Origin of the sequence: Serratia sp. HMSC15F11 (assembly GCF_001808215.1) — a bacterium.
Classification (GTDB): Bacteria; Pseudomonadota; Gammaproteobacteria; order Enterobacterales; family Enterobacteriaceae; genus Serratia; species Serratia nevei.
The window spans coordinates 1-568 of the sequence record NZ_KV792388.1; the positions used below are offsets into that span (position 1 = coordinate 1).

Below are 568 nucleotides of genomic sequence, written 5' to 3' on the forward strand. Positions count from 1 at the left end.
GGTGATTGAACCTGTGAGGCTCTAGCCTGAAGGAAACCCATGCCGGAATATTCCAGCTTACTCACCACAAGTAAGAAGGAAATCACCAACATGGGTTTATACAGGAGTTCATCACATGTGTTCTGGCGTTGCAAATACCACCTGGTGTGGACGCCGAAGTATCGATTTAAAATCCTCCGCGACAAGGTGGGTAAAGAGCTCTACCGAACAATTTATATCCTCTGCAACATGAAGGACTGTGAAGTTCTTGAGCTAAATATTCAGCCAGATCATGTGCATCTGGTCGTGATAGTCCCCCCGAAGCTATCGATTTCGACGTTGATGGGCGTCCTGAAAGGACGCAGTGCAATCCGGCTTTACAATCGTTTTCCACATATACGAAAGAAGTTGTGGGGCAATCATTTTTGGGCAAGGGGATACTTTGTCGATACGGTAGGAGTAAACGAAGAAATTATCAGGCGATACGTGAGGCATCAGGATAAGAAGGACCAAGAGATCGAACAGCAGATGGAGTTGTTGCAGGATTAACTCGAAAATGGCCCCCTTTTAGGGGGCGTCGTGTAAAGCC

Annotated in this window: 1 protein-coding gene; it reads left to right on the forward strand. The window is 46.8% G+C overall.

Annotation, left to right across the window (positions count from 1 at the left end):
• Positions 1-90 precede the first annotated feature (90 nt).
• Positions 91-528, forward strand: coding sequence for an IS200/IS605 family transposase (gene tnpA / locus HMPREF3138_RS00465; protein ID WP_038874510.1), 438 nt, complete (start codon positions 91-93; stop codon positions 526-528).
• Positions 529-568: the final 40 nt, after the last annotated feature.

What these genes read in the sequence shown, in the direction of transcription:
- tnpA (WP_038874510.1), top strand. Translation starts at nt 91, where the DNA reads ATGGGTTTATACAGGAGTTCATCACATGTGTTCTGGCGTTGCAAATAC.